The organism is Streptomyces sp. NPDC096132, from assembly GCF_044763345.1.
Lineage (GTDB): Bacteria > Actinomycetota > Actinomycetes > Streptomycetales > Streptomycetaceae > Streptomyces.
The window spans coordinates 1-20,470 of record NZ_JBIWGA010000028.1 but is presented as its reverse complement, the minus strand read 5'-3'; the positions used below and the strand labels follow the sequence as shown (position 1 = coordinate 20,470).

Sequence of the window (20,470 nt, the reverse complement as noted above, 5' to 3'; positions counted from 1 at the left end):
CATCCCATGTGCCGGGGAGGACTAGGGTGCCGCGCGGCGGCGGTGCGGCGCTGTGTCGGGCGCACGCAGGATCAGACGATGCGCGTTGCGGCGCTCGGTGACGCCGTGCCACCAGCCGTCGTGGACTGCCGATGTGCTGTCCCGGGTGCCGATGACGCGGAAGCCGGCCGGAGTGCTGGTGCAGGGCAGAGGCTGGGCGTGTTCCAGGGAAGATCCTGGACGCGGCATGATTTAGCGGTGGCAGGTAGCCCGCTCTTTGAAGAGGGTGAAGCCGCGCTGCAACATCGCGACGGCGCGGTCGGTGGCCCGGTGGAGAAGCACCGGCGAGCTGGTCAGCTGCGTCAGGTTGACGCGTCCCTCGGTCGCCACGATGTTGCGATCGAGGAAGCTGAGGGTCCCGTAGGTGTCGCCGTGCGCGAGCGAGCTGCAACCACTCCAGATGACCTCGGCCTGATCGGCCCCCATCGAGGTCAAGGCTCCCGCCTCGCGCACGATGTCCTTGTAGCTCGGCGACCTCAGTGCCTTCTTCGCCTCTTCCTGGGGCGTGCCCGCGGCCACAATTAGGGCCGTCAGCTGCCCCATCCGCTCATCCGTGCTGCGCCGCGGCTGCTGCTGCAGGACTTCGAGTAGATGGTCCGAGTGCCGGTACTCGCTGGCCTGCAGGGAGAGCCGACGCTGCACACGTACGAGGCGCTTGGGCGGTGCGAGCGTCCATACCGCCCGGGCGCTGTTCTCGAATGCCCCCCTCAACAGGGAGTACTGCCCGTGTGTGTACAGCGTGATGGGGACCTCACTGCCCTTCTGCTCCCCCACCAGGGTCGAGCGATAACAGTGCAGATGGTCGACGGCGACGCTGAGGGCGTTCCAGGCGTTGTGCGATACCTGGTAGGGGTTCGTCTTGGCGTCGTCGCCTGCGAGGGCGCTGCCCGGCTGCACCTGCCACCCTTTGGAGTCGGACCGGATGAGGTCCTCATAGGGCCGGGCGCCGTCCAGCAGCGCCAGGATCCGCCTGAGGTATTGATCTTCACCGGTCGTGGTTGTCACGGCCTGAGCGTAGGAGTGAAGGTTGCGGTCGTGCGCGGCATTTAGGTAGGTCGCCGCATTAACGAGTCGGGAACGCAGGAGGCAGGTCCCGTTCGGAAGAAGCTGTCCCGGCACTCCGGGTGCGTCAAGTCGGCACGACGGCCGGAGCCACTTCGGGGTCGAGGGCGCGGGGAGAGGTTGACGACGTCACTGGTCTCGCGCAAACGCCGGGATTTTCGTGCGGGTGGAGGGCGAGGCGACCTTGATGTAGCCGTTGTCGTCCAGGTCGCGTTGGCTATCGAACAGCTCCGTCCACGTGGGATTTGGCGACCCCTGGGGTTGTCGGGAAGCTCTCTGCCCGTCGGTGGCCCGGACGTAGCTGCTCACAGCATCTTCACTCGCTCGTAGGTCCTCGCGGAAACAAACCTGTCTCTCCATGACGTTCTCGATCTTCGAGTCGAGGAGGGGAAGGTGTCGGGTCTGAAGCTGTTCCGAACGACGAACAGCGGCGTGACAGAGGTCGTGTCGCATCTTGCTGAGGCCGAGGCGGATGTGCAGGACCTCGTCGGGGCGCACATGGAGACGATGCTAGGGGTGCGGTTCCTGCGCGTGAGTACATCATCGACTGTGCCAGCGGCGGACGGATCGACTCGCTGGGGCTTGACGAGAACGGTGCGCCGGTGATCGTGGAGTACAAGCGAGGCACTGACGCGGGGGTGTTCTCTGAACTATCGGTTGGTTCCCGCCGAATGAGCTGTCGAGCTCAGCCATGCCGGTAGGCACGGGCCTGACGACCCTCAGTGCATCTTCCCGATCTTCAATGCCCGCGCCCGCTCTCCGGTGTTCTCTGGGCGGATTCGCTCGGCCAGGCAGCGCCGGTGGGAGATGAGGGTGTGGCTTCCTGGACCGTCGTTGCTCCGCGAGTCCAGGACGAGGGCGTCTCCACCTGGGCTCAACGTGATCCGTTCACCACAGAAGTCGCAGCTCCAGGCCAGCGACTCCAGGTCGGCAGGTCGGATGCTGAGCCGCACTGATACCGGCGGATGCCAGCGGTGGATTTGCTCGATCACTGCATCGATCTGCGAACCGATGGGTGGAAAGAGCGCGAGTAGTTCGTTATGGCTGCTCGTAGTCCGGGAGAACTGCTGGATCATGTCGATAGAGGCCGACAGACCGGCGTTCTCATAACCGACGATCTCAACGACCACACCCCATGGGTGATGGCTGAGGACCGTGGCCTGAACCTTCTGTCCGGGCATGAGCGCCAGACTCTCCGTCTCGAACCTTTCCATGAACCGCTTCCCCATCCTTTAGCGCAGCAGGCCGCGCCTGGTAGCGCTCATGCGCGTATGTCGTCGACGTCGGAGCCGATCACCGCGCTCAGGGCCCGCAAGGCGTCATCGTATTGGTGACGGTCGAACTGGAACGGGCCGAATGCCACGTAGTCGCGGGTCTTGCGGTGCGGTTGCTCGAAGGCGTCCCAGGTCACGAGGTCGGTTGTCGCGGTGATGCGGGCCATGAGCGGCCAGCATCCCCATTCGCCGCATTCACAACCGAGAACGGGTGTCTTCGGCCCCATGGCGTTGGTGGACCGTCCGAGGAAGTGGTCCTGCATCGGGCCGAACCGGAAGAACTTCGGGATCAGACCGCCGTAGGCGTCACCTGCGGGCTGCATCCCGGCCGCGATCTCGAACCCGTCGATCAGCTCGGTGAGTGGTGCTCCGTCGATGCGTGGGACGATCACGAGCGGGCCGCCGTCGCCCCGATGCTGGCAGTCGAACTGGATCTCATTGCTGGTCATCCAGGGATTGTCTCAGCGAAGCTGTTCACTCCTCCGGGATAGGTTGAGCTGCGGCTATGCCTGGCATGCCGAGGTTGATCGTCGTGCCGCCGGAAGCTCGTCGGTCCATTTGAGCAAGCTTGTCTTCGGCGCCGGCCAGGCTGACCTGAAGCCCCTCGACCTCGCCGAGCCATCCTTCGCGTTCGGCCTCGGCGACGCGGGCCAGGAGGTTGTCTCGGATCTCAACGAGCCGGTCACGCTGAGCGGGGTCGGGCCAGAGCATCGGGCAGCGGACGCAGGCGTGTTCGTGGATGCAGGGGGTGCCGAAAGCGCGGCCGCATGCACCGATGGAGACCTTGCGCCGCTCGAAGTGGCCGAGGAATTCCTGCCATTCCTCGTCGGTGGGGACGCGGTATTCCTCGCTTGGGCGGAGGGACCGGCGGCGGGCCAGGAAGGCCATGTGCGCCTGGATCGCCTCCTCGGGGTAGACGGCTTTGTAACCGAGAGTCACGTTGATGTCCTGGTGGCCTGCGATCACCTGGGCGATGTGCGGCGGCAGTCCGTTGAGGATGGCGTCGGTGATGAACAGCCGTCGGAAGTCGTGTGGTGTGTAGCGGAGCGGGGCACCAGTAGCGTCGGTCAGACCGGTGTCGATGAGGGCCTGATCCAGCATGGTGCGGACGGTTTCATCGGTGAACGCGCGGTCCTCGCCGCAGATGCGCCGCTGGAACAGCAGCGGGGCCGGCTCCTGCCACTCACATTCGCCGCGGTCGTAGGAGCGGACCAGGGGAACGGCGCCAGTGGTACTGCGGACTCGGCAGATGATCGCGCTGAGGACGTCCGCGAGCTCGGGGCTGACCAGTAGGAGCCGCTCAGTGTCCGTCTTGGACGGAACGATCTGCAGAAGGGGGACGAGTTCACCGGAGGTGGGCAGCCGGTATTGGACCAGACTGTGGTGGCTGAGTTCCAGGAGTTCCTCGATGCGGATGCCAGTGGCCCGCAAGACCTCGACTACGGCCCAGGTCCAGAAGGCGCGCTCGTCCTCGAGTCCCAGATCGCGGCGCTTTCCGGTGTGCGGGTCCTCGGCCCAGATTCGGCTGGCTGTTCCATGCGGAACCACGGCACGTACGAGTTGCTGACCGGCAGCGGTGAACACCTCGCCGGGGCCGGCATGCCGGGCTGCTTCCAGTACCGCGGCGACGTCCCTGCGGCGCTGGTCGACCGAGCGGACGAGGACGGGCAGGACCGGCAGGCGCTCGCGGGTGCGGGCGTCCATCCTGGCTTTGCGGCGTCGTTGTACTTTGCGGTTCTCCAACTCATCAGCCCTCACCGGGCTCGGTGCCACCCACGGGCCCCAGCGGCCGGGGTCTTCCAGGGCCCACTGGGCGATATCGAGGTAGAAGGCCCGCACCTGTGTGAGCGTGTCCCGGTGGTTGAGCCTCTCGACCTTGGTGCTTGTGCGCCGGCCGTCGGGGGTGGTGACGGTCTTGTCCTTGGTGCGGATCCTCTGCTTCCACTGCCCGATGACGTCCGGGGCGAGGCGGAGGCTGTCGGCCTCGGGGTGGTAGTGCTCGATGTCCTGCCAGAAGCGTTTGCCCAGGTGGTAGGAGAGTGACTTCAAGCTGTTGTAGTCCAGCGCGGGCTGACGTTCACGGAGATAGTCCACCAGCAGGTCACGGACAGCACGGCAGCGCAGGCCGTATCGGTCGATCAGCTCCTCCGGGGTCCGTTGTCCCAGGTAACGGACCTCGCGCAGATTCTGTGGGGCATCCTCTCCGAGGGCTCCGAACTGGTGCAGCAGGCGGTAGAACACTTCGGTCCCCGCCATCGACCGCTTGAGCACCACGGCTTGCGTCTCAAGAAGCTCCAGGACGTCGCCGACGGTGATGTCGGCGATCGTGCCGCCCTTCGCTGCGAGGATGAGGGCGCTGCGGCAGAGCGTCGCGGTGACGGCGCCCGGCCGCACGCCCTGGTCTTGAACGCCAAGCTCGCGCAAGCGCTCAAATCCGTCTGCGTCTCGGCTGTGTGCCATGGAGCGGACCAACACTCCTTGGCGGCTGGCCCCGGCGGCCAGCCAGTCCACCGAAGGCCGCAACAGCTCAGCGCTGATCACTGTCGTCAGGGCCCGGCCCACCACCGGCATGCGCCAGGCTGCCTTGAGACCGCGCTCGTGAAGCCATTGCTTGATCACCGGCCGCCAAGCGGCGCCGGCCTGCTCGATGCCGCTGGCCTTCCACCGTTCCTGCCAGGTCTGCCCGGGCTGATCTTCCAGCCAGTCCAGCACCATGACGATGCCGTGTTTATGGTGCAGTTCGCTGCCGGCGTTCTCCAGCGTGTAGGGCGGACGGGACAGCAATCGGGCCGCCTCGGCGCGCGAGCGCTCGGTGCCCGGCCAGTTGTTGGGAACACCGCGGGCCGGGAAGCGCTGCCGGGCGGCCATCGCACGAGTGAGATGAGGCTCCAGGCCAGCGGCCGGTGTGCGGATGCCGACACTGGCCGACGAGGTGACGGTCACCGGGCACCGGTTCCGAACAGCACATCGCGACTTTCCGGCCGGTAGTCGGCGGCTGGAGGGGGAGCCATGCGGGCGGCTGCCTGCCGTGTCTGCTCTGCGTGGTGGGCCAGCAGGCGCCGGATCACCACCTCCTTGCGAGGCGTGAGGTAGAGCTGTGTCGTGGTCAACTGCGCGTGGCCGAGGACGAATTGGACATCGGTGAGGGGAAGACTCGGGTCCTCGGCCATCCGGTAGGCAGCGGTGTGCCGCAGCGCGTGCAGAGTCGCGGACGTCCCCGCCTTGGCGTTCGCCCGCTCGAACATGCGATGCACCGCGTGGTAGGTCAGCGGCCTCGACGGGGATCGCAGGGTCCACCACAGCGGCAAGCGCCGCCCGCGCGGGATCGCATCGTCCATCTCCACCTGGTAGAGCCGCAGCCAGACGAACGCGTCGGTCGAGGCGGGAAGCTCCTGAACCTCGCCGGTGCCCTTGCGGACAACCGAGATCAGCTGGCGGCCCGGGTCGGCGCCAGCCTGCCAAGTGCTGAGCAGTTCGCTGGCCCGGGCGCCCGTGGAGATGTAGAAGGCGACCAGGGCCCGGTCGCGATGCGACGGGAGCCGAGCGAAGATCTCGTTGAACTCCTCGTCAGGGACACTGCGGGGCACCCGTTTGGGCACTCTCGGTCGGTAGAGCCCGGTGCGTTCGTTACGGGCCGGGTCCATCGGGTTGCGGTGGGCGTGGACCCGCCGGCCGCGACGTGATCGGTCCAGCGGGAACGGGTTGAGGACCGGCCCGGTGCCGATGTCACGGTGGAAGTCGTAGAAACTCCGCAGCACCGTCTCGCTGTGCGCTCGCACCGACGCCGCGTACGGCTTGCCACCTGCGGCCCACCGTCCCGCCTGGTCCGGGCGCCGCCAGTGAGGACGCCGCGGCTGCCCGGCGACTTGCAGCCAGCGGGAGAAGTCCCTTGCCTCGACCCGGCTCGCTCGATCCCACGGCACCTCGACAGCCCACAGGAAACGCAGCCAGCGCAGCAGATCCATCCCGTAGGAACGGGCGGTCGCCGCCGAACGACCGGCTCCCTGCAGATCACGCAGTAAGGCACCAGCTCCCTCGACCGGCTCGCCTGCCGGGTCGACGAGCCGGTAGGGCTCCCACGGATCCTCCATAGCCAACAGTTGCCCGACCAGCGGGACGGACAGAGCCGGCAGGTCTCGCGATACTTCCATGGCCGACTCAACGACGCCTCCGCCACAAGGTCACTGACCTGCGAAAACTCCGCCAGTAGTTCAGTCAACAGGTCATTAACCAGGGTCTCTATTACATGGCATGGCTGATGGCCCACAAGGACGTCTTCCGGAACATGGTCCGCGACCGGCTCGGGGCCTCGGCCGCGGCCCAGGTCCTGTGGAGCGCACCCCGGCTGATCTGCGTCGCCGGCGACTTCACCCGCTACGACTTCCACGCGGTACGCGAACACCGACGCAGCATCGACCTGGTCCGCTACCGGTTCTTCGGCCAGGAACTCCTTGGACTTGAGACCGTAGCTTCTGTCACCGGGAGGGCGCCGACTGAGAAGCGGGCGCGACGGGGCGCGGCAGGGCTGCCGCCGGTCCGTGGGCAGGCCGGAGCATTGGCGGAGCTGGCGGAGGCGGTCGATGACATGCTGCTCGGCCTCGGGGACGGCATCAGTCGGGTGCAGCGCAAGCAGTATCGGGCGTATCAGCGCTTGCGGAACTTCGCCTGCGTCTGCCCGCCCCAGAAGACCAAGCTTCTTGTCTACCTCAAGTCTGATCCGAACGAGGTCGACCTCGTGCCGGGCTTTACCCGGGATGTGACAGGACTGGGCCACCACGGCACGGGCGACCTGGAGGTGCAGTTGCGGTCCGAGCGGGACGTAGAGCGGGCTGTGGACCTGTTCCGCGCCAGTTATGCGGCGGCGTAACCGTTCGTTGCGTCCGTGACGTGAGAGCGGGTGCGGACTGGACCGTTGTGGATGTTGTGGTGGTCGCGCCTTCCGACGTACGGGCAGGTAGTGGAGGCGGTCCTGGAAGCAGGCTGCGCTTATCTGCTGCGAGCCGTTGTCAGCTTTCCGGTGGCGTCGGCGGCGCTTGCGGGGCGTGCCCGGTGGCCTGCGGTGCCGTCCGCAGCTGCCCTGGGCCGTTACCGGCAGGGGGAGGGTCCTTGACCCGAATCGGTTGGATGGTAGAGGGCTCGGCCGCTCGTGTGGCTCGCTGTTGCCGGCCCCATAGCCGGGGGTGTGGTGTGGAGTTGCCTGCCGCGCTCGCGTGGTGAGGCGCGGGTCTGGCGGGTGCCGGTTCGGTGGGCGAGGGCGTCGGCTAGGTCGGCGAGCAGCGAGTTGGGGGTGTAGGGGGATGCCGTCAGGGTCCAGGTGGCGTGGTCGATGCTTGGGCCAGCCCAGATGGTCCAGGTGGAGAGTGTGCTGTTCGGCTGTTGGGCGGCGAAGACGTCGAACTGGATGCCGGCGTCTCCGGATAGATTCGTCCAGCGGATCCAGCGTCCGTCGACGGTGTGCTTCCAGCCAGCGTCGGTGAAAGGCTTCGTGGCGGCGGTGACGGTCTTCTCGTTGACGGGGCTACCGATGGCGGTGTCCCACGCGTCGCCTTCGGCGAGGTGGTGCAGCAGGGTTTGGAGCACGGGGGCGGGGGTGGTGCCGGTCGCGGTGAGGTGCCACATCCTGTCGGAGACGGGCGTCTCGTAGGCGGCCACAGTCCAGGCGGTCTCGCGGGGGTCGGATTCGTGGACGCGTTCGATGCGCAGGGTCTGGGATTCGTGGATCGCGTGGGTGGTGTCGTCGGTCCAGGTGCGCCACTTCCCCCAGTCGCCGTGTGCGGCAAGGAACTGCTCGAGGAGGACATCGTGGTCGCTGGCATCGGCGGTGTAGGCGGGCACGATCTCCGGTTCTGGGGCGGGTGTGTCGAGCGAGGTGCGGGCGCGGGTGGCGGCGCGTTCGATGTCGGTCATGGGCGCGGGGCCGGGCCGCATGGCGTCGCCGTGGAGACGTTCGAAGGAAGTGAGGGCCTTTGCGGGTGAGTCGAAGGTGTCGGCGATCTGCCGCAGGTGGTTCTCGCCGTGGAGGTAGACGTTCTTGCCGCTGTCGCGGTAGGTGCCGACGGCGACCGTGGTGCCGCTGTCGTCGGCGTGGGCGTGGATGATGAGCCGACCGTGGCGGATGTCATCGTGGATCTTCTGGGCTTCGTTCGACACCTCCCGGATCTCCGCCCGGGTACACCAGCGCATCGGGTGGTTGGCCCAGGTCCACTCTTCCTCCATGGCTTCGCGGAGCCGAGGGGTGATCTCGGTGGTGCAGCCGTCTGCGGTCAGGGCCTGTGCGGCCTTCTCGGCCCAGTAGGGCTCGTGGTCGATGCGGGCCAGGACCAGGGTCTCGTCGTGGGGGGCCTCGGAGCCGTGGGCAGTCAGCACAGCGTGGGCTGGCTCTCGTTGGGAGCCGGTGATCGTGGCAGTTACGGCGCTGGTGTGCGTGGGGTGGGTGTCGAGGCGGACATACGCGTCGGCGGAGGGGGACGTCACGAAGGGGTGCTCGCTTCTGCCGGTGGCCGGATCGTTGGAGGCCCGGCCACCGGCGGGTTCGGGAGCAGCGGGAGATACGGGCGGGGGGCGCCGTGGTCCGTGGCGGGCCGGCCCGGGGCGGTGCCGTGGTCCTGGTGCGCGTGGTCGTGGGTGCGGGTGAGGTGGCGTGGTGCCAGCGGGCGCGTGCGGCGGACAGTTCGGCGAGCGCGCGGCGGCTGCCGAGGATGAGCTGGTACGGCGTGGTCGCCGGGTCATCGGTGATTGCCTCGATGCGCAGGCCCACGTGACGCGCGGTCGCGAGGACGGAGCGCTGGAGGATCCGCTCGCCCCAGTACTCGGCGGAACCGGCCGGTGCTCCGAGGAGGTCGAGCAGCTCTGCCGGTTCGGCCCCGGATGCGAGGAGACCGCGCTGTTGGGCCTCCCACAGGACGGTGACCGGGTCAACGGGGGCACGGCGCCGGGCCAGAGAGGCCAGGCACTGCCACAGACCGGCGTGCAGAGAGTGGGTGAAGTCGTCGGCGTTCAGCCACCGCATCTGCTCGACATCAGCAGGGTGCGCCGTCGCGGTCGCGAGCAGCAGCCGCTCCTCATCGACCGCTTCCTCATCGTTGTCGGAGTTGGTTGCCGACGGGGGTGCGGGGATGCGGGTCAGGGAGCCGGAGAGTGACGGGAGCCTTGCGGCGATGTCGTCCACGGCGCGGGCGAGGGCGTCGGCTTCGGCGAGGGTGCTGGGCACCGGGTGCGGGAGCGTGACGTCCGTCGCGGTCAGCACGAGGCGCTCGGCGCGGGCGCGCAGGGTACGGCGGGCATGCTCGGTCTCGACCATCCGCGCGTACGCGGACGCATGCCTAGGCCATGGGCAGACCTGGATGAGCGTGTGCAGGTAGGAGGCGGTCAGCCCGGGGGCGGGCTCGCGGGCTGCGGTGAGTACCGCCTTCAGCCAGCTGGTGTCCTGCGTGTGCTGGTTCGGGTCGGGGGCAGGCAGGGCGCGGATTGCGGCGAACAGGGCGCCGTGCGCGGGGTTGGAGAACGAGTCGGGCTCGATCCCGGCGATGTCGGTGAGGCGGTGGGGTTCGAGGAGGAGGGCGCCGAGGAGGGCCTGTTCGGCGTAGTACACGGGCTGCGGCGGATGCGTATCGGGCAGGTCGTCGAGGTCGTCCTCGGGTTGGTCGGGGCCGGGGGTCCGGGGCATCAAGCAGCCAGGGTGAAGTCGTCGGGGTTGAGGGGAACGCGCAGGTGCGGAGCAAGGATGTGGCCGGCGAGCAGCGGGGGCACGGCGTTGCCGATCTGGGAGAACTGCTGGCCCTTGTTGCCCTGCCACGGGTAGTCGGCGGGGAAGGTCTGGAGGATGCCGGCCTCGCGGGCGGTGATCCGGATCGGCTCCGGCGTGGCTTCTGTCTCGTTCTCCGGCGCGGTGCCGACGGGCTCGGCGATCCAGGTGCACTCGTTCGCGCGGTGCCCGAAGAACAGCGTCCCGGCCGGCTCCTCGATCGACCTGACCGTGGCGTTGGCCTGGTTGTTGCTGCGCAGGGACCAGGACCAGCGGTGCGCTTCCGCCGTAAAGGTCGGAGCGGGGGCGTCGGCCAGCCGGTTGTCCCAGACTCTGTGCCGTACGGCCCAGCCTGCTCCTTCCCGGCGGGACTGCAGGACGATCTCGTCGGCGCGGGGTGCCCAGGTGCCCCGGTCGCGGGCGTCGGAGAGGGTCTTTCGTGAGCCGGAGGGGAAGGGTTCGGGGCCGCCTCCTGGTCCGCCGCCGGCGCACACGGTGGGGACGGGCCGGTCGGTGGCGCCCCAGCCGAGGGCCTTGGCCATGGACACCCACCGGGTGCGACCCGGCCCGAACAGCGACTCGGGCTCGGCGACCTGGGCGTGGGTGGGCGAGGGCGGTTCGGCCGTACGAACGCGGGAGGCGAGCAGGATGGCGCGCTTTCGTGTCTGGGGTACGCCGTAGTCGGCGGCGTTGAGGATGCCGGTCCATACGGAGTAGCCCCACCGGCGGAGGGTGGCCGCGTACTGGCGCCAGAGCGGCAGGACGTCGGGGACCTCCTCCACGGCGACCCACTCCGGTTCGCCCACCGTGTTCAGGGCGTGGAGGTAGCGCATGGGCTCGGCGGCCAGGAGGCTGCGCTGATCCTGGCAGGCGGAGAGCAGCTGCGTGCGGGTGTCGCGGCCAGCGGCGAGATCCGCGACAGCCTGGTGCACCAGTGGCTGGTCCACCAGGCCGAGGCGTTTGCCGGCCATGGACCATGCCTGGCAGGGCGGGCTCGCGATGAGTCCGGTGGTCCGTCCGAGGAACGGCCAGACGGGATACAGGGCCACGTCCGTGCGAATCGTCAACTGCCCCGCTGCCGCACGGGTCTTGCAGGCCCACTGGTCCCATTCCAGCCCGATGTCCCGGACGCCGAGGACGTTCAGTGCGTGGCTCCATCCACCCGGTCCCGCAAACAGGTCCAGGGTGATCAAGAGGCCAGTCCGAAGTCGTCCTGCACCGGCTCGACTTCACCGCGGCAGGCCCACGGGGAACAGCCGTCGATGACGCCCTTCTCCAGCTCCTCAAGGTCCGGTCCGGTGGCGGTGAGTTCCTGCTGCATCGCCGCCCATTCGGCGGCGGTGACGTGGTCGATCGGGGCTTCGCTGAGAGGGACGCGGGAGCGGTGGAGAAACGCCTCACCGAGGAGCCTGTTGCCAGTGGCGTTGGCGCGGGCGTTCCCCTTTCGGATGGCCGCATCGAACTCCACCACGTCCTTCCATTCCTCAGGGGAGTTGTCGCGGATGTGCCGCCATTGGGCGTTTCCGTGGAATGGACAAGTTATTGAGAATCGAGACAGGAGCGTGACCTTTCGTTCGGTGTAGTGGAGTTCGTCCGACGGGGCTGATGGCCTGGCCCTCTGGGCATTTCGGTCGGGTGTCAGTGGTGTCTGGGACCGTGTGCGTCGTGGATGAACTCGTGGATCGTGTCGATGCGCAGGACCGTGTGTTGGGAGTGGTCAGCCACCAGCTGCCGCACCAGGGTGTCGGTGAGGTCTTCCAACCGAGGGGTTCCGGCACTGAGAAGAGCGTCGAGGACCGCGTTGCCGACCTGCCACTCCAGCAGGTGCGGGGAGGTCTGCCAGGAACTCAGCGTCTCCTCGACTGCACGCAGTGCGGGCGCGGTGGCTTCGGGGCCGAAGGCCAGGTCCGCGAGCCTGTGCAACTGGTTGATCCCGGCAGTGTGGTGCAGGCGGTGATACCCGCCGAGGCGGTGTCCGAGGGCCGCGATGTGCAGACGGGCCGGGCCGGCCGTGAGGGAGACTTCCGCCCAGGTGGCTTCGTCCCACGACTGGTAGGAGAGACCGCGGGCACGGACTGCGTCGAGTACCCGATTGCGTGTGGCGCGGCCGGATTTGCGGGGCCATTCCCGTACGGCTTCGTCGACGGGGCCCATCAGGTCGAGCAGGGTCTCACGCGTCATCGTGCCGGTGGGGGCTTGATCGGTGTCGGCTGGGTTCATGGCTCCTCCAGCAGTGCGGCGAGCAGCTGTTCGCGGTCAGCGTGGATGGTGGCGTTCGCGCGGTGGAAACGGGCGGCCAGCTCACGGCCGGACAGGTGGATGTAGCGCATGGTGGTCGCGGGATCGCGGTGGCCGGCGTACTGGGCGATCTGGTCGATGGTCCAGTCGGCCCGGGCCAGGTCGGTGAGCCGCAGATGCCGGAAGGTGTGGGTGGACAGCCGGTCGGCCCGCGCACTGCGGGCGATACCTTCGACGGCCTTCGACCAGCTGGAAGGGCCCAGCGGGGCACCGTAGTTGCGATTCGACGCCGACCGGAACAGAGGCCCATCGATGTGGCCGAACTGCGTGCGGCGTTCGCGGAGATAGGCCAAGAACAGCTGCGACGAGGTGGTGCCGAAAGCCACCTCCCGGGCTCTTTGGGACTTGGTGGTCTCCGCCCGCAGGTGGATCAGACGGTGCGCGGGCTCGAAGTCCTCGACATCGAGCTGGACGAGCTCTTCACGTCGCAGAGCACCGTCGTAGGCGAGCGTGACCATCAGCCGGTTGCGCAGCGACTCCGCGGCGCAGGCGGCCAGGATCCGGTGCCAGACGTCCTCGTTGGGGATCCAGGGAGCTTGCTCGATGTGCCGTACGAGGCCCTGGCGGGGTCTGCGGCCTCCACGGCCTACCTGTCCACGGCGAACCGGGTTCTGTTCGCGCAGGCCGTCTTCAACCAGGTACTCGTAGAAGGAGCGGACCGCGACCAGGCGCTGTTGGATGGTTGCGTTCGCCAAACCGGTCTCGGACCGAGTCGGAGCCTTCGACGGCCGACGCGGTGGCCGGTCCAGCATGTCCCTGATCCAGGCGGCAACAGTATCCGCGCGGGCCAGGAGTGGGTCCGTGCCTTCTGCGGCACAGAAGCGCAGGTGGTCCTCTACCGCCCGCCCGTACGCGTCGATCGTGTTCGGTGCCCGACCGATGTTCGCTGTGAACTGCAGCCAACGGTGAGCCAGTTGATGCTCTGCGACAGTGGGGAACTTTCCCCACGGGATCGGGGCCATGACTGCAGGCTAGACCCGCCCGATTCCACATAAGGCACCCGAGGCAGCTCGATTTCGGCGTGTCGGCCAGACCGAGCGAGGTCAGGTAGCGGACGCAGTCGGATCGCGACCACCCCAGGTCGATGAGGGGGTGCCGGTTGCGCATGTACTTCACGTCGGCGTCCTTGGCCCGGTGAAACTCGTCAGTAGATATGCCGACCCACTGCTCGACGAAGACACTCTTTGGGATGCGTGCAGGATATGGGTAGCCGGGTACTTCTCGGACCTTCTTTTTGATCGGTGTTATTTTGTATTCCCCTGTGCTTCTCTGCACTTCACTCGAAAGGGTGAGTAGGGGCATGAGGCTCAGAGCGGTGCTCCTTGCTTGAGGGGACAGTTCATCGGTTGCTGATACTTGGGGACGGCGGACGAACCGGGAAGCCGTGACGTTTCCAGCAGGGAGAACACCCTGTCCGCCCGCCGCCGATGGTTGGCTGGCTCGGCTTCTGGGGAGGTCGTTGACGGCAACTTCGGGAGTCGCGTTGGGGCGCCTGGCACGATCAACAGCGGTCAGTGTGATGTCAGGCAGGAGCCGCCGATGAATGAGACCGAGCCACTACCCGCCGCACGTGTATCCGCTTATGCGGGCGTAGGAGCACAGCTCTCGTTGCTCAGCGACCGAAGGCTCGGCAAGGCGGTGGCTGCCGCGCCGGCACTTGGCTCGGGCATCGGTGGCAGGCGGGCCGAGATGGAGGTCGCGGGAATACCCGTCTTCGTCAAGCGGGTCCCGCTGACGGACATCGAGTTGCGGCCGGAGTATGTGCGCTCGACCGCCAACCTGTTCGACCTCCCGCTCTTCTATCAGTACGGGGTGGGGTCGGCGGGGTTTGGGGCCTGGCGTGAACTGGCCGCGCACGTCATGACCACTGCTTGGGCTCTGAGAAGCGAGTACGCGGGATTCCCGCTGCTGTATCACTGGCGGGTCCTGCCGGATCGTCCCCCTGCCGACTTCGCCGATGCGTTCGGAGGCATCGAGGGAGCCGTCGCGCATTGGGAGGGGGCGCCTGCCGTGCGCCAGCGGCTGGAGGCCATCGGCAGGTCCTCCTTCAGCCTGGTGCTCTTCCTGGAGCACGTGCCTCAGACACTCGCGGCCTGGCTCAGCGATACCCGTGGTGCGGCTTGGACGCAGTCGGGAGGCGACTCCTCCTACCGGTGGGTGGAAGACGCGCTGCTGCGGGGGACGGAGTTCATGAGCTCACGTGGGCTGGTCCACTTCGACACGCACTTCGCGAATCTGCTCACCGACGGCCAGCAGGTGTATTTCGCGGACTTCGGGCTCGCTCTCAGCCGCGACTTCGAGCTCTCGGCGCAGGAAGCCGCCTTCCTTGCTGACCACCTCGTGTATGACCGCTGCTACGCACCGTGGCACCTGCTGCGCCACCACCTGCCCGAGGCCGTGCGCGGTGACACAGAACACGGGACTTTCCTGCGCGATTGGATCGCAGGCCGCCGTCCCGACGGCGTTCCCCCCGGAATCATGGCGATCATTGACCGCCATGCCTCGCACGCCGTCGTCCTGGACGACTTCCACCGTCAACTTGTCACGGAGAGTAAACGGACTCCCTTCCCGGCAGCTCAGATCCGGCAGGCCCTGGCCAACGCGTCAGCGTCGGAGTGAACAGCGGGCCGGAGTCGTGCCTCACGGGTTCTCCTTCATCCTGCGAGGTGTGGGGATGCCGAGATCGACAGATGGACGCGAGGCTCGTCGTTGGGTTTCCTCGCGCTTGGCACGCAGGAAAGTGAGCGTGAGCTGGATGCCTTCGACCTCGCCGAGCCAGCGCTCCTCCTGCGCCCGGTGGAGGCGTGCGAGGAGGTCGGTTTCGAGTTCTTCGAGTCGGCCGAGCATCTTCGGGTTGACGTGGAGCATCGGGCAGCGGATGCAGGCGTGTTCGTGCTGGCAGGGGGTGCCGTAGGGGCGTGCGCAGGCGCCGAGTTCGACCTTGCGGCGGTCGAAGTGCTCCTCGAACTCCTCCCATTCCTGGTCCGTCGTGTCGCGGTACTCGCCTTCGGGCCGGACCTCGCGGCGGTGGTGGAGAAATTCCTGGTAGTGGCGGACGACGTCCTCGTCGAAGACCGCGACGTAGCCACGGGTGGTCTGGATGTCGAGATGGCCGAGCAGAGCGGCGCCGATGTGGATCGGCAGGCCGCTATTGACCAGCTCGGTGGCGAAGATCCTTCGGAAGTCGTGCGGCGTGAACTTCAGTCCGCGGAACTCCTGGTGTTTTTCGGCCAGTTGCTCGCAGACCCGGCCGAGCATGACCTGGGTGGTCGCGGTGCTGAAGACCATGGGGGTGGTCCCGTTCTGCCGTTGGAAGAGGAACGGCATCGGGGGACTCCACACCTCGTCATCGCCTCGATCATCCGCCGCCACGGCCGCACCGGCCGTCCGATCCCGCTGATCAGCCGGTTCGACTACCACGACAACGCTGGTATTGGCGGATGCTCAGGTGGGTCAGCTCGACGAGCTCCTCGATGCGCACACCGGAGTGGCGCAGGGTCTCGACGGCCGCCCATTCCCAGAAGGCGCCTTCCTCCTCGGTGCCGATGTGAACGATCCGGCCGCTGTCGACTTCCTGGACACGGGTGGGGACGGTGTCGCCGTGGCGGAGGAGCTTTTGGTCGGCTTCGGTGCGGATCCGCCGGTACTCGGTGCCCTCGTGGGTGAACACCTCGTCTTCGGCCGCCTTGTCTGCTTGTTCCAGGAGCAGGCGGGCGCGGTCGTAGCGGGTTTCGACGTGGTTGACCAGCAGGGGAAGGAGGGGCTGGCGCTGGCGGGTGCGGTCGGCGGAGCGTTCGTTGATGCGCCGGCGGCGCACTCCGAGCCCGCGTAGTTCGCTGGGCGGGACCGGACAGGGCGCGACCCATACCGCCCATCGCTCGGGCTCGTCGGCGGCCCAGGTGTGCAGGTCGTAGTAGAAGGAGCGGAGCGCGATGACGATGCTGTCCTGGCCGACGCGGGGTTTGCCGTCGTCCTTGACGGTGATCGTCTGCCGCCAGGCCGCGTAGTCCTCCGGCGAGATACGCAGGTCCTTCTGGTCGGGGTTGATCTTCTCGATGTTCTTCCAGAAGTGGCGGGTGAGCTTGCAGGCGAGGTCCTTCAGGGTGGAGTAGTCGGTGTCGGCCTTGCGACGGGTGAGGTATTCGATGAGCAGTCCGCGGACGGCCTGGTTGCTGATCTCGTACTGGTCGACGAGTTCCTCGACGCTGAGCTGTCCGCGCAGCAGGGCGGCCCGCATGCTCTCCGGGGTAGACGGCGGGAAGTGCCCCATGGCATGCAGGACGTTCCAGATGCCACGGCCGATCAGCCGGTTGGACACCTGGCTGCCCGGTTGCAGGGTGCAGCGCGCCTTCCGGTTCTCGTGGGTGAAGTGCAGCAACGCGGCAGGAGTGACATCGCTCAGGGCGACGCCCTGGACGGTCAGCAGCATGCACAACTCGTTGATCGCGTCGCGGCGGTGCACTTGGCGGAACTGGTGGGCGCGGACCTCCGCCGCGTACTTGTCCAGGAGCGGGTCCCCCTGGGCGGCGATGAACGTCACCCCGTAGTTGGGCAGCGGGTTACGCCGGAAGGCGAGCAGCGTCGGCTGGATAACGCGCAGGCAGTACAGAGCCCGGATTCCAGGGACCACGCTTATCCCCGTAGTTCGGCGCGACCCCACCTCATCAGCGGTGATCTGGCCCTGGCCGAGCGGACTGGCGTCCCATCTCGCCTGCCAGGTCTCCCCTGGGAAGGTGAGGAGGTATTCAAGCAATGCGCGGGTTGAGTTCTTCCAGTTCAGGCGTGTCGCGCGCTGCGTCTCGGGCCAGATCGAGGAGGAGCCGGCCACCTGCGACAAGAGCGACACGGAGGCAGTGGCGAACTCACCGTGCGGTCTCGGCGGGGTGGCCGCAACGGCGGGCTCCGGCTCGATTGGGCCCCCGACAAAACGGCTGGGGAACTGGAGTCCTTCCACGACCGGGCCATGACGGCGGCTGAGACCGGTGGTACGAAGCGGAGTCTTAGGCACCGAACACCGCCGCGATGTCGTCGGCGTCGTAGCCGGATGGGTAACTGCGTTCAACACGCGGGGTGTTGTAGTGCTCGGTGAGCTTGTCGAAGATCTCCTCGACACGGACCGCCAGATAGCGGCTGGTGGTCTGGATGTTGGCGTGGCGCAGGACGGCCTGCACCTCCGGCAGGGTGAGCTTGCCGCCGTTCGCCATCCGGCTCGCCGCGGTGTGGCGCAGGTCGTGAAGCGTCCAGTTCGTGCCCAGCGCCTCGTTGGCCCGCTGGATGACGCGGCGCATCGCCCAGTACGACATCGGCCGGTCCGTGCCGCGGCGGGTCCGCCACAACGGCTCGTCCGTCGGCGGGGTGCCGATCTCGTCCAGGTAGCTGGCCAGGCGGAGGAATGCCTGCGGCGATGCCGGGACGGCTTGCCTCTCCCGCGTGCCCTTGGAGATCACGTAGACTTTCTGGCCCGCCCAGTCGACGTCCGGGATGCCGATACCCAGGAGTTCCTCGGCGCGAGCGCCGCTGGAGACGTAGAACTCCAGCAGGGCGCGGTCACGCTCGCACCCCATCCGCTCGAACAGCTCGTCCCACAGACGGTCGGGGATCGACCGCGGCGGACGGTCGGGGACCTTCTGCCTCAGCCGGGCCCGGCCCAGCACCGGCTTGGGCTCCAGCAGGCTGCGGTGAGCAAGCGCCCGGCGTCGCTGCGGGGAGACCGGCACCGGGTTGGCGACCGGCCCGTTGCCCTGGTGGGCGTGGAACTCGTAGAACCCGCTCACCACCGACAGCGCATGATTGATCGTCCGCGGCGCGTACCCAACTCGCAGTACCCGCTTGCCCGTTCTCAGGTTCACCGAGTCCGGCGCCGGGCCGCCAACGGTCTTCCGCTGGCGCTGAGGGTTCGAGGCCGTCCGTAGCCACCCAGCCAGCACCGCCGTCTCAGCCTCGGTCGCCCTCTCCCAAGCCACTCCGAGCAGCCACAGCAACCGGAACCAGCGCAGCAGCCCGTACCCGTAGCTGCGGACCGTCAGCGGACTGCTGTCATTCAATGCCAGGTCCCGCAGGTAGGCGGTGACCGGTTCGATCTCGTCGTCGTACCCGTTGACGACGATGTACGGAGGATGGACACCCCGCGCCGGGAACACCGCCCCGACGCGGGGGATATCCGCGCGCCCCTCCATCAGTTCGTGTCGCAAGTCCACTCTCACTCCTCGTTGATCTCGGGGACGGTCACTGAGATCAACGAGCAGAGATGGTGCAGATAACTGTGCACTGCCGCCTGGTCATGCCCTGCTTGCCGTCCTGGTTGAGGATGTACAGGGGCATGGAGGCGAAACGGTGCGCGGGGTCGAGGGCGTCCTTTCTGATGTTCCCGGCGGAGACCCGGAGAATAGGTATTCCGGCGGGTTCGGCTATGTCGCGTTCGAGCCGTTCGAGATGCCGGTAGACGGCGGCAGGTTCCCAGCCGGTGTCGGCGAAGATAGCGTAATCGGCCTTGGGTAGGACGCCGTTGGCGGACAGGGCGAGCATGGCGCTGGACTGAATACCGGCGCCCAGCGAAATGCATATGTGAGTGGGAGAGGAGTGAATCGGGATGTCCTTGCGTGAACGAGGAGACGGCAGACGGTGCGGGGTGCGGGCGGTGCTGTCAGCGGCGGGAGCGGGCGGTGGCGGGCACACTGGGGGTGGGCACGGGCATGGGGGCGGGGCTGCCGGCCGGCCGACTGAGGTAGTGAGGGAAGACGATGACCGTGCTGAGGGCGCAGGTTCCCAGGGCTGTCAGGCGGGCGCGGTCGCGCGGCGGCCCGCCGTGAAAGAGCGGGGGTGCGGACGCGGGCTCGTAGGTGAGGAGGCCCTCGGATTCCAGGCGGCGCAGCGTCTCGGCGTCCACCGGCATGTTGTGGTGGTAGACGCGCTGGTACCCGTCGTGGCCGGTGACGGCGATGTGGCCGCGGGCGACATCGAGCAGAGCATCGCGACGGTCCGCGTCCATGCCGGGGACGGTGGTGGTACTGCGGACCCTGGCTGGCAGCCTGGCGGCGATGTGCCCGGCGGAGTCGGTGATGGTGAGGGGCGCAAGCGCGGTGAGTTCGCGGGCCAGCCGTAGGTGGCGGGCGAACCCGCTCCGGGGGTCCAAGCGGGTGTGCTCCGCGTCCGGCGTGGGCTGTACCTGCTGAGCGGCGGTGAGGTAGCGGGTGGCGCCGCCTGCCAGGTGGGCGAGTTGCTTCAGCCGTACGACGGCGCTCGTGACCGGTTCTATGGCTGGCAGGGGTTGTTGGCGGATCGCCGTGATGGCTGCGAAGGTCTCCCGGTCCAGGCGGTGAGCGGACGCCGTGCAGGCATCCGGGTCGGGGTGCGGGAGGCGGCCGAAGAGGAGGAGGTCGAGCCGGTCGTTGTGCCGGGTGTAGAGGCTGGCGAGCGCCAGCAGCCGCTCCACAGGCGTCGGCGGCGCGGGCACGTCCACGTCGAACAGGGGCGCGTCGTCGGGGTCGGACGGTGTCGTCATCAGAGGGGAAGGTCCGTGAGGAGGAACGGGTTACGCTTCAGCGCCGGGGCGCAGGCCGCTGGGCGGAAGACGGCGGCATCGGCGGTGCACGCGCAGGCGGTCGTGGATGTCGATCGCGTCCAGTTGCTTCTGCAGGGTCTGCTGTGCACCGCTCCTGCACAGGGCGGGGACGGGAGCCACGGCCTGGGCGTAGTGGGCTGTCGCGCGGCCGATGTGCCCGGCGGCTCGGCTGAAAGGCTCGGCCCGGGCCTGGTCCGCGGCGTCGGCGTGGTCGAAGAACAGGCAGTACTGGGTCTCGCCCGTCACGCGAGCTGTGAGATGGCACAGCAGGTCGATGTGCTGCAGCATGGTGGACAGGCCGCGGGAATCGGGGGTGACCGGATGGTCGAGCAGGTCAGTGAGGACTGCGTCGAGGCCCTCGACGAGCGTCATGTCTTCGAGATCGGCTGGTTCGTAGCGGTAGTTCGTTAAATCCGGTGGTGGCATGGGTTGACGGCAAGTCGGGTTGGTCGTAAGCCGGTGGTAGGAGCCAACTGGCTTGCTGGGGGCTGA

16 protein-coding genes and 6 pseudogenes are annotated in these 20,470 nt (G+C 67.8%); 3 read left to right on the top strand and 19 right to left on the bottom strand.

Annotated elements, in window-relative coordinates:
- Positions 1 to 21 precede the first annotated feature (21 nt).
- The 3 genes from ACIRF9_RS42365 to ACIRF9_RS42355 all read right to left on the bottom strand — a co-directional run bounded on the left by ACIRF9_RS42365 (position 22) and on the right by ACIRF9_RS42355 (position 1,599).
- Positions 22 to 228 carry a hypothetical protein gene (locus tag ACIRF9_RS42365; RefSeq protein ID WP_403833941.1) on the bottom strand — a complete coding sequence of 69 codons (207 nt, stop codon included), beginning with the start codon at positions 226 to 228 and terminating at the stop codon, positions 22 to 24.
- Positions 229 to 231: 3 nt separating this feature from the next.
- Entirely contained in the window at positions 232 to 1,044 is an 813-nt protein-coding gene (locus ACIRF9_RS42360) for a hypothetical protein (protein WP_403833938.1), read from the bottom strand.
- A 186-nt stretch (positions 1,045 to 1,230) separates the two neighbouring features.
- Positions 1,231 to 1,599, bottom strand: coding sequence for a hypothetical protein (locus ACIRF9_RS42355; RefSeq protein WP_403834150.1), 369 nt, complete (start codon positions 1,597 to 1,599; stop codon positions 1,231 to 1,233).
- Here ACIRF9_RS42355 and ACIRF9_RS42350 point away from each other — a divergent pair.
- Positions 1,495 to 1,751 (top strand): annotated as a pseudogene (locus tag ACIRF9_RS42350) (endonuclease NucS domain-containing protein); the annotation flags it as partial. The gene ACIRF9_RS42355 and the pseudogene ACIRF9_RS42350 overlap by 105 nt on opposite strands.
- Before the next feature lie 69 nt (positions 1,752 to 1,820).
- Here the strand turns inward: ACIRF9_RS42350 and ACIRF9_RS42345 are convergent.
- From ACIRF9_RS42345 to ACIRF9_RS42330, 4 genes are read right to left on the bottom strand one after another with little or no spacing between them, the layout of a single operon-like run.
- A complete protein-coding gene (locus ACIRF9_RS42345; protein ID WP_403833935.1) occupies positions 1,821 to 2,315 on the bottom strand; it encodes a hypothetical protein in 495 nt (164 codons plus the stop codon).
- 47 nt (positions 2,316 to 2,362) lie between these two features.
- Entirely contained in the window at positions 2,363 to 2,824 is a 462-nt protein-coding gene (locus ACIRF9_RS42340; RefSeq protein ID WP_403833933.1) for a hypothetical protein, read from the bottom strand.
- A gap of 25 nt (positions 2,825 to 2,849) precedes the next feature.
- Positions 2,850 to 5,318 (bottom strand): tyrosine-type recombinase/integrase, encoded by a 2,469-nt coding sequence (locus ACIRF9_RS42335; RefSeq protein ID WP_403833930.1) that lies wholly within the window; start codon positions 5,316 to 5,318, stop codon positions 2,850 to 2,852.
- A complete protein-coding gene (locus ACIRF9_RS42330) occupies positions 5,315 to 6,526 on the bottom strand; it encodes a tyrosine-type recombinase/integrase (RefSeq protein ID WP_403833928.1) in 1,212 nt (403 codons plus the stop codon). The genes ACIRF9_RS42335 and ACIRF9_RS42330 overlap by 4 nt, the downstream gene beginning before the upstream one ends.
- Positions 6,527 to 6,597: 71 nt before the next feature.
- Between ACIRF9_RS42330 and ACIRF9_RS42325 the strand changes: the two are divergent.
- Positions 6,598 to 7,242: pseudogene (locus ACIRF9_RS42325) on the top strand (DUF5655 domain-containing protein); the annotation flags it as partial.
- A gap of 218 nt (positions 7,243 to 7,460) precedes the next feature.
- Here the strand turns inward: ACIRF9_RS42325 and ACIRF9_RS42320 are convergent.
- The 7 genes and pseudogenes from ACIRF9_RS42320 to ACIRF9_RS42290 form a co-directional block, all read right to left on the bottom strand.
- Positions 7,461 to 8,849: a DUF317 domain-containing protein gene (locus ACIRF9_RS42320; RefSeq protein WP_403833925.1), complete on the bottom strand. Its 1,389-nt coding sequence runs from the start codon at positions 8,847 to 8,849 to the stop codon at positions 7,461 to 7,463.
- 403 nt (positions 8,850 to 9,252) lie between these two features.
- Positions 9,253 to 10,041: pseudogene (locus tag ACIRF9_RS42315) on the bottom strand (DnaB-like helicase N-terminal domain-containing protein); the annotation flags it as partial.
- Positions 10,041 to 11,309 carry a DNA cytosine methyltransferase gene (locus ACIRF9_RS42310; RefSeq protein ID WP_403834136.1) on the bottom strand — a complete coding sequence of 423 codons (1,269 nt, stop codon included), beginning with the start codon at positions 11,307 to 11,309 and terminating at the stop codon, positions 10,041 to 10,043. The gene ACIRF9_RS42310 and the pseudogene ACIRF9_RS42315, both read right to left, overlap by 1 nt.
- Positions 11,309 to 11,590 carry a hypothetical protein gene (locus tag ACIRF9_RS42305; RefSeq protein WP_403833922.1) on the bottom strand — a complete coding sequence of 94 codons (282 nt, stop codon included), beginning with the start codon at positions 11,588 to 11,590 and terminating at the stop codon, positions 11,309 to 11,311. The genes ACIRF9_RS42310 and ACIRF9_RS42305 overlap by 1 nt, the downstream gene beginning before the upstream one ends.
- Positions 11,591 to 11,757: 167 nt before the next feature.
- The gene (locus ACIRF9_RS42300) at positions 11,758 to 12,339 is read right to left on the bottom strand and encodes a hypothetical protein (RefSeq protein WP_403833920.1); all 582 of its coding nucleotides are present in this window, start codon (positions 12,337 to 12,339) and stop codon (positions 11,758 to 11,760) included.
- The gene (locus ACIRF9_RS42295) at positions 12,336 to 13,379 is read right to left on the bottom strand and encodes a tyrosine-type recombinase/integrase (protein WP_403833917.1); all 1,044 of its coding nucleotides are present in this window, start codon (positions 13,377 to 13,379) and stop codon (positions 12,336 to 12,338) included. The genes ACIRF9_RS42300 and ACIRF9_RS42295 overlap by 4 nt, the downstream gene beginning before the upstream one ends.
- A gap of 34 nt (positions 13,380 to 13,413) precedes the next feature.
- Positions 13,414 to 13,719: pseudogene (locus ACIRF9_RS42290) on the bottom strand (hypothetical protein); the annotation flags it as partial.
- Between the two features lie 237 nt (positions 13,720 to 13,956).
- On the opposite strand from ACIRF9_RS42290, the gene ACIRF9_RS42285 reads away from it, so the two are divergent.
- Positions 13,957 to 15,036, top strand: a complete 1,080-nt coding sequence (locus tag ACIRF9_RS42285; RefSeq protein ID WP_403833915.1) for a protein kinase family protein — start codon at positions 13,957 to 13,959, stop codon at positions 15,034 to 15,036.
- A 21-nt stretch (positions 15,037 to 15,057) separates the two neighbouring features.
- On the opposite strand, the pseudogene ACIRF9_RS42280 reads toward ACIRF9_RS42285, so the two are convergent.
- From ACIRF9_RS42280 to ACIRF9_RS42260, 5 genes and pseudogenes are all read right to left on the bottom strand, one after another.
- Positions 15,058 to 17,371 (bottom strand): annotated as a pseudogene (locus ACIRF9_RS42280) (site-specific integrase).
- A gap of 46 nt (positions 17,372 to 17,417) precedes the next feature.
- Complete coding sequence (locus ACIRF9_RS42275) at positions 17,418 to 18,614, bottom strand: tyrosine-type recombinase/integrase (RefSeq protein WP_403833913.1); 1,197 nt, start codon at positions 18,612 to 18,614, stop codon at positions 17,418 to 17,420.
- Positions 18,615 to 18,678: 64 nt separating this feature from the next.
- A pseudogene (locus tag ACIRF9_RS42270) lies at positions 18,679 to 18,981 on the bottom strand (hypothetical protein); the annotation flags it as partial.
- A 79-nt stretch (positions 18,982 to 19,060) separates the two neighbouring features.
- Positions 19,061 to 19,918, bottom strand: coding sequence for a hypothetical protein (locus ACIRF9_RS42265; protein ID WP_403833911.1), 858 nt, complete (start codon positions 19,916 to 19,918; stop codon positions 19,061 to 19,063).
- A gap of 30 nt (positions 19,919 to 19,948) precedes the next feature.
- On the bottom strand, positions 19,949 to 20,470 hold a 522-nt coding region (locus tag ACIRF9_RS42260; RefSeq protein WP_403833909.1), incomplete at its 5' end, for a hypothetical protein.

What these genes read in the sequence shown, in the direction of transcription:
- ACIRF9_RS42365 (WP_403833941.1), bottom strand. Translation starts at nt 228, where the DNA reads ATGCCGCGTCCAGGATCTTCCCTGGAACACGCCCAGCCTCTGCCCTGC.
- ACIRF9_RS42345 (WP_403833935.1), bottom strand. Translation starts at nt 2,315, where the DNA reads ATGGAAAGGTTCGAGACGGAGAGTCTGGCGCTCATGCCCGGACAGAAG.
- ACIRF9_RS42340 (WP_403833933.1), bottom strand. Translation starts at nt 2,824, where the DNA reads ATGACCAGCAATGAGATCCAGTTCGACTGCCAGCATCGGGGCGACGGC.
- ACIRF9_RS42330 (WP_403833928.1), bottom strand. Translation starts at nt 6,526, where the DNA reads ATGGAAGTATCGCGAGACCTGCCGGCTCTGTCCGTCCCGCTGGTCGGG.
- ACIRF9_RS42300 (WP_403833920.1), bottom strand. Translation starts at nt 12,339, where the DNA reads ATGAACCCAGCCGACACCGATCAAGCCCCCACCGGCACGATGACGCGT.
- ACIRF9_RS42295 (WP_403833917.1), bottom strand. Translation starts at nt 13,379, where the DNA reads ATGGCCCCGATCCCGTGGGGAAAGTTCCCCACTGTCGCAGAGCATCAA.
- ACIRF9_RS42285 (WP_403833915.1), top strand. Translation starts at nt 13,957, where the DNA reads ATGAATGAGACCGAGCCACTACCCGCCGCACGTGTATCCGCTTATGCG.
- ACIRF9_RS42265 (WP_403833911.1), bottom strand. Translation starts at nt 19,918, where the DNA reads ATGACGACACCGTCCGACCCCGACGACGCGCCCCTGTTCGACGTGGAC.